This is a genomic window from Nostoc sp. (genome assembly GCF_041747015.1).
GTDB lineage: Bacteria > Cyanobacteriota > Cyanobacteriia > Cyanobacteriales > Nostocaceae > Nostoc.
In genome coordinates, this window is record NZ_JBGTFY010000284.1 from 1 (window position 1) to 6,682 (window position 6,682).

The window sequence follows — 6,682 nt, forward strand, 5'->3', positions numbered from 1 at the left end:
CCCAAAGATAAACCATGTTCACCACCAGTAAAGTTAGTAATCAGACCTTTGGAGCTTTTTTGGTAGCGACTGGATTCCCAAGTGCTTTGAAAGCCTGTATCGGTAAATGTTGATGCTGTTGAGTTATATTTAGTGCGCCACAATTTTTGTTGATAGGCTGTAATTAATTTGGCATTTGTACCATATCCTAATTCGGCGATCGCTTTTCGTTTAATTGCTGGTAAATTGACATTCAACTTCACTAAACGCAATGTACTAAAGGGCAATGTCAACAAAATTCTTTCATAAGTACGATCAAATTTTTTGTAACCAGATCGTAAACTAACTCGATAGCGTCCATCAGGACGGATAGTGATAGCTTCTAATTCTGTTTCAGTTTCTATAACATTTGCTAAGGAATTCGCTAGTAGACGGGGTACTTGAGCGTTACCACCACGAATAGTATAACGTTCGTCGCTTTCGCCGTAGATTGAGAATTTATCAGTGTTAGTACCAATCAAAAACACTAGATTCAAACAGGATTGTTCTGCTGCTTCTCGACCATATTCGGTAGTATAAGCAAGCTCCAGCATCTCCTGTAGAATTGGATTAATTTTTGCTTGCTCTAAATACTGTGTAATCGAGGTATTATCTAAAGCGATCGCTGCCTGATTGTGAGAGCGATAGGTTACATCTCCATCCCCAATAGCAGCTAAATCTTGCTCAATCTTCTCTGCTAAAGGTATAAAGTAAGTAATAATTTCTGATTTGGGAATTTTGCGCCCTTGAAAGTACCATGTTTCTGGCACTAATCCCTTATCCGCAGCCAGTAAATCGGCTGTTTCTAAACCAAGTTCTTGAGCAAGCGATCGCAACTTGGTATGATCTGTATCGATAAATTCGCCACCCAGTTCCACAGTTACGCCAGTACCTGCTGCATTGGCTAAACTCCGTATCCTACCACCGACGCGGTTTCTAGCCTCAATCACGTCCACAGGAACCCCAGCTTGCCGTAAACGATAGGCAGCAGTCAAACCAGCAATTCCCGCACCCACTACTAGTACTTTGGGAATGGTGGCAAAAGCCGTAGAATCACGTCCATTATCCCAGGTAGCCGTAGCGATCGCACTTGCTAATCCCAAACCTCCATAAAGTAAACGCCGACGAGTAGTTCTTTGTTGTAAAATGTCAACTATCTCATCTGTGGAAATACCAGTTTTTATCGATGCCCTCGCAATTTTATAAGCGCGTTGCAAAGATATCATTAATACAGACCTAGCCATTCAACGCACCTTATATTATTACTAATTTTCAAATATTATTAATAATTGCAGGTTTAGATAAGTTTTTTGATAAAGTAATGAAGTTAAAACATGAAGTAATGAAATTAAAATTCTAAAGTAATTAAATTCTAATATGAAAACTAATCAAATTCCTCCTGGAAGCTTTGGTCTACCTATATTAGGTGAAACACTTTCCTTTGTTTTTGACCGCGACTTTGCCAAAAAGCGCTATCGCCAGTACGGGCCTATCTTCAAAACTCATCTTCTTGGCAAACCAACTGTAGTAATGGCAGGGCCGGAGGCGTTAGAGTTCATTTTGTCCAGCCACATGGAGAATTTTTCTTGGCGCGAAGGATGGCCTGATAATTTTAAGACATTGTTGGGTGAATCACTCTTTCTGCAAGATGGAGAGGAACACCGCAGAAATCGCCGCTTGATGATGCCAGCGTTGCATGGCCCAGCATTGACGAATTATGTCGCCACAATGGAAGATATCACACATAGTTATCTGCAAAAGTGGGAGAAGAAACAGGAGTTTACCTGGTTCCAAGAGTTTAAACAACTGACGTTTGATATTGCCAGTCAATTGTTATTGGGTACGCGTCCTGGCCCCGAATGTGTGCGTCTGAGTCAGTTGTTTACAACCCTAACAAATGGACTGTTTGCGATTAATCCGTTGCCCTTACCATTTACTACATTTGGTAAAGCTATAGCTGCTCGTAACCAGATTTTAGAGCATCTAACTCAAGTTGTTAGAGAACGTCAGCAGAACCCAACTAAAGACGTTCTCAGTTTGTTAATACAAGCTAAAGATGAAGATGGTAATAGCTTAAGTGAAAAAGAAATCATCGCTCAATCGGTACTATTACTCTTTGCTGGACATGAAACGACTACTTCGATGCTGACTTGGTTATGTGTAGAGTTAGCCCTTCATCCAGAAGTGCTGGAAAAAGCCAGAGAAGAACAATTACAACTTGCAACTAAAGGTGATTTAGATTTAGAACAATTAGGGAAAATGCCTTATTTAGAGCAAGTTTTGTGGGAAGTCGAAAGATTGCATCAACCTGTGGGAGGTGGGTTTCGTGGTGTGATTAAAGAATTTGAATTTAATGGTTTTCATGTTCCTGCTGGTTGGAAACTACTTTATTCAATTGTGATAACTCATAGTCTACAAGAAATTTACTCCCAACCAGAGCGTTTTGATCCAGAGCGTTTCAGTCCCCAGCGCCAAGAACATAAAAAATATCCTTTTAGTTTAGTTGGTTTTGGCGGTGGACCACGAATCTGTATTGGCATAGCTTTTGCCAAAATGGAAATGAAGATTGTTGCTGCTCACCTTCTACGCAGTTATCATTGGGAAATATTGCCTAATCAAAGTTTAGAAACAGTTATGGTTCCCACGAATCGCCCCAAAGATGGGTTACGAGTTCGATTTCAACCCCAGTGAAATGTTTTATGGCATCTCAAATAGACATACATTTGCCTAATGAAGTTTTGCAACGCTTGCAAAATGCGAAAGATTTTGTAAACGAAAGTGTTAACTCTCTAACTAATTCAGCACAACAAGTTGGGGAGTCTTTGAAGGCAACAGCAAGTACAACGACAGATAAGGCAATTGATACAGTTACGACAAGCTTAGAACAAACTTGGCAAACGGCTGAACAATTTAATAGTACAACGTCCCAAGCAGTTAAAGAAGCATTGGCATCTTCTGTGAGCGATTGGTTGATACAACACCCGGTATTTTTTAAGTTAGTTCAAATGCTAGGTTGGGCAGCTAATCACCCAATTATCAGTTTAGTGATTTTGCTGTTTGCACTTGCTCTAATTTCGAGCATCATTAAAGTAATCATCCGTTTAATTGGGACAGCTAGTTGGTCAATACTCCAAGTTCCGATAAAATTACTTCAGGCTTTAGTTAAAGTTAGCTTTTTATCCTTAACTAAAGTTAGTAGTTTTGCCGTTCAACAAATAACCAACACTCAAACAATTGATAACCTGCCAGTTTTGCTACCTGAAAACTTTCAAACAAATAAACAACAAAGATTGGTAAAAATTTCTCATCGTTTAGAAGCAATTCAAAAGGAACAGCATGAGCTTTTACAAGAAGCAGCGGACTTGATTGCTGCCGATAAAATCGAGATAAAAATACCAGAAACTAAATCGGTAATAAGCATTGAATCACATCTTAGCTGAGTTTGGCGGTAGAACCGGAGGCAACAATACTGGCTTTTTGCATGGCGGGATATTTCTTGCCATATTCCAGTGCCATGCGATCAACTAAACATATAGGAATCCAGTTTGATTTCTGAAAATATACGTAGGATGTGTTAGCGACAGCGTAACGCATCAAACCCTTAATAGTAGTGCGTTACGAACTCCGTTCTAACACACTCTACAATACCTAATTTTGTTCAAAAATCAAATAGTAATCCTATAGACCAGCAGCGCTTTGTTCAGAGACAATAGAAAAAGCCCATATAATATTATCGATTTAGTTATGACGACTACACTTGCATCTGCTGTTAAACCAAGAGCCGAAGATAGTTTTGCCATTACTTTTGCACCGTTGTCTTTTGAAGAAATCTACACCAAGTCTAATGATCCAGCCAACGGTGCTGTAGTTGTGATGAGTGGCATGGTTCGCAATCAAACCGATGGTAAACCTGTGGTTGCCCTAGAGTATCAAGCTTACGAACCGATGGCATTACAAGTATTTTATCAAATTGCTGCTGATATTCGCTTATCTACGCCTAATGTGAATCGGGTGGTGATTTACCATCGCACAGGACGTTTGCAAGTTGGGGAAATTAGCGTTTTAGTAGCAGTGGGTTGTCCTCATCGGAGTGAAGCATTTGAAGCTTGCCAATATGCTATTGATACCCTTAAACATAATGCCCCTATATGGAAGAAAGAACATTGGGAAGATGGTTCTAGCCGTTGGGTGAGTATTGGTGCTTGTGAAAAGTTAGGAGAAAATTGTTAAATTATTTAGCAGACATCTCCTGAACTCGGCGTTGAAATTTTGTTCATTTCGCCAAACTTGGGACTCCACCAGCCTTTGGGTGTACCGAAGTAAGCTACATCTTGATGTTTTTTATCCTTCCAAGACTCTTGAGCAGAACACCGCAGCATTGTTTTGCTCTGTCCATCCTTGGTATAGCTGTACTCTTCTAACGGTTGCTTGCATACTGGGCAGGGGTACGATGTGATATTTACCGGGAGTTTTTGGGGATTTTCACCAATAGCTGCCTTAGTCCGGGGTGGCTGCCAAGTTTTGTTAAGGTCACTCCAAAACAGGACAATATCTGCACACCCACTGATACATTTGAGGAAGAATTTCTTTTTGACCTTACTGCTGGGAATTTTGACTAGAAAATTATTGCAATCAGGGCAACGAGTTCTAGAAGTTTCATATTTGCGCTCAACAGCAGCAACCTTATTTGTCGGAGATGAACTGAAAACTACAGTTTTAGCTTTCGCCAGCGCTGGTACAAAATAATTCTGGTTCCAGTTTATCAAGTAATGCTGCCACGGCTGTTTTCCTTGAGCGATCGCATCCAGGGCATCCTCCATCTTGGCAGTAAATTCCGCCTCTAGCAAATCTGGCAATGCCTTGAGCAAAAAAGCATCCACTTCTAATCCCAAAGCTGTTGGCTGGAGATGCCCTTTTGTCTGCTGAACATAATCTCGCTTTTTCAAAGTAGAAATAGTAGGAGCATAGGTACTTGGACGGCCTATTCCTTTGCGCTCCATCAATTGTACAAGTTTTGGTTCACTGTAGCGGGGTGGTGGTTGTGTCTGTTTCTGCTCATGCTCGGCATTTTTCAGAGTCAACATCTGCCCCCGTTGCAAAAAAGGCAGAATCGCATCCTTGCTCAGGTTGTTCCAGTAGCGAGCATAACCGAAAAACTCTACCACTTGTCCTCTAGCTTGCCAGAGTAATGTTCCAGACTGAGTGATAATTTGAGTTTTACGAAGTTGGGCAGAGCGACATTGAGAGGCCATTGCCCGTTTCCAAATCATCACGTACAAGTTAAATTCATCAGTAGGAAGTTCCCCTCGCAACTCGGTTGAAGCCCGAAATACGTCTGTTGGACGAATCGCTTCATGAGCTTCCTGAGCCGTTTTAACACTGCGATGATGAGCAACCTGCTGCGGCACATTCGGCGGATCATGCTGCTCTAACCACTGACGCGCACTGGTGCAAAACTCTGCACTCAACATTACTGAGTCTGTCCGCATATAGGTGATTAACCCTGCCTCATACAGCTTTTGGGCTAAGATCATCGTCTTATCTGGAGCAAATTTCAGCTTTGAGCCAGCAGCTTGTTGAAGAGTTGAGGTTATAAAGGGTGGAGGTGGTTGGCGGTTAACAATCTTTCCTTCAAAGAGAATAACTTGATGAGGGTAGCGCCGTGCTTCCTCAACTAAGCGTGTTGCTTCCGCTTCCGAAAGAACGCGCTTAGACTCTGGTGTTTCTGTGCTATTGCTTGCAGCGTCATCGTGAGTTTCCGTGGCTTGTTCTGGTGCATCTGAACGAGCATTTACTGTCCCGTGGTAGAAAGCCCGGAACCCTTCAGCATAATCTACCCAGACATTCCAGTAGTCTTGAGGCACAAAAGTCAGAATTTCTCTTTCTCGCTGACAAATCAGGTGTAATGTAGCGCTCTGAACTCTGCCAACACTCTTAGCGCCGTTGTTCAATGCCCAAACTAAGGGACTTCCCTTATAACCTACCAGCTTGTCTAGACAATCTCGGCATAATCCGGCTCCTACCAAGTTGAAGTCAAGCTTTCTGGGATTAGCGATCGCGCCTCGAACCGCAGATGCGGTAATTTCTGTGTAAACGACTCGTTTGGGATCTCTCAGACCGAGTATTTCTTTGAGATGCCAAGCGATCGTCTCCCCTTCACGGTCTGGATCAGTTGCTAAAACAACTTCAGTTACTTGCTTAACAGCAGCCTTTAATTGTCCAATTGTTTCCTTTGCCCGTTGATCACGCGGTACATAATTGCACCGTACACTACTGCCATCCATAGTAAAGCCCAGGGAATCTTCTCCCTGATCGCTGAGTTCTCGGATGTGTCCACAACTGGCACGCACAATCCATTCTGAACCGAGAATTTGACTGAGCTTTTTCACTTTGCCAGGAGATTCAACCACTAAAAGGCGTTTCGGCATGGCGCTTGTTTTCTGGATATTCTATAAAAGTAGGCAATTAACTCTTTATAATACATTTTAGTATTTATGTACTATAATAAATCCGCTTTTATAGTCTAACTATACTTTTGCAGAAATTGACCCAGAAATTAAATTCCTGAGCTAAGTATCAAAAAGTTGCAACTGGTGGTCTAGGCGGCTAAACGAAGAATTTGATCTAGCTCACGTGAGCGTGGCGTCAAGTCCCCTTCAGGAGC

6 protein-coding genes are annotated in these 6,682 nt (G+C 41.9%); 3 read left to right on the forward strand and 3 right to left on the reverse strand.

The features are described 5' to 3' along the window. A partial coding sequence (locus ACEW80_RS23430; protein ID WP_373528894.1) for a flavin monoamine oxidase family protein occupies nt 1-1,262 on the reverse strand: 1,262 nt, incomplete at its 3' end. 133 nt (nt 1,263-1,395) lie between these two features. Between ACEW80_RS23430 and ACEW80_RS23435 the strand changes: the two genes are divergently transcribed. Both ACEW80_RS23435 and ACEW80_RS23440 read left to right on the forward strand, forming a co-directional pair. Continuing rightward, nucleotides 1,396-2,709 carry a cytochrome P450 gene (locus ACEW80_RS23435; protein ID WP_373528895.1) on the forward strand — a complete coding sequence of 438 codons (1,314 nt, stop codon included), beginning with the start codon at nt 1,396-1,398 and terminating at the stop codon, nt 2,707-2,709. An 8-nt stretch (nt 2,710-2,717) separates the two neighbouring features. Next, the gene (locus tag ACEW80_RS23440; RefSeq protein ID WP_373528896.1) at nt 2,718-3,458 is read left to right on the forward strand and encodes a hypothetical protein; all 741 of its coding nucleotides are present in this window, start codon (nt 2,718-2,720) and stop codon (nt 3,456-3,458) included. On the opposite strand, the gene ACEW80_RS23445 is transcribed toward ACEW80_RS23440, so the two are convergent. After that, entirely contained in the window at nt 3,451-3,612 is a 162-nt protein-coding gene (locus ACEW80_RS23445) for a hypothetical protein (RefSeq protein WP_373528897.1), read from the reverse strand. The genes ACEW80_RS23440 and ACEW80_RS23445 overlap by 8 nt on opposite strands. A gap of 150 nt (nt 3,613-3,762) precedes the next feature. Here ACEW80_RS23445 and ACEW80_RS23450 point away from each other — a divergent pair, with 150 nt between their 5' ends. After that, nucleotides 3,763-4,248: a molybdenum cofactor biosynthesis protein MoaE gene (locus tag ACEW80_RS23450; protein WP_373528898.1), complete on the forward strand. Its 486-nt coding sequence runs from the start codon at nt 3,763-3,765 to the stop codon at nt 4,246-4,248. A gap of 5 nt (nt 4,249-4,253) precedes the next feature. Here the strand turns inward: ACEW80_RS23450 and topA are convergent, their stop codons facing one another. Next, nucleotides 4,254-6,446, reverse strand: a complete 2,193-nt coding sequence (gene topA, locus ACEW80_RS23455; RefSeq protein ID WP_373528899.1) for a type I DNA topoisomerase — start codon at nt 6,444-6,446, stop codon at nt 4,254-4,256. Between the last annotated feature and the right edge of the window lie 236 nt (nt 6,447-6,682).

Excerpts from the sequence above, each read along its gene's own strand:
- ACEW80_RS23440 (WP_373528896.1), top strand. The coding sequence starts at position 2,718 with ATGGCATCTCAAATAGACATACATTTGCCTAATGAAGTTTTGCAACGC.
- ACEW80_RS23435 (WP_373528895.1), top strand. The coding sequence starts at position 1,396 with ATGAAAACTAATCAAATTCCTCCTGGAAGCTTTGGTCTACCTATATTA.
- topA (WP_373528899.1), bottom strand. The coding sequence starts at position 6,446 with ATGCCGAAACGCCTTTTAGTGGTTGAATCTCCTGGCAAAGTGAAAAAG.
- ACEW80_RS23445 (WP_373528897.1), bottom strand. The coding sequence starts at position 3,612 with ATGCGTTACGCTGTCGCTAACACATCCTACGTATATTTTCAGAAATCA.
- ACEW80_RS23450 (WP_373528898.1), top strand. The coding sequence starts at position 3,763 with ATGACGACTACACTTGCATCTGCTGTTAAACCAAGAGCCGAAGATAGT.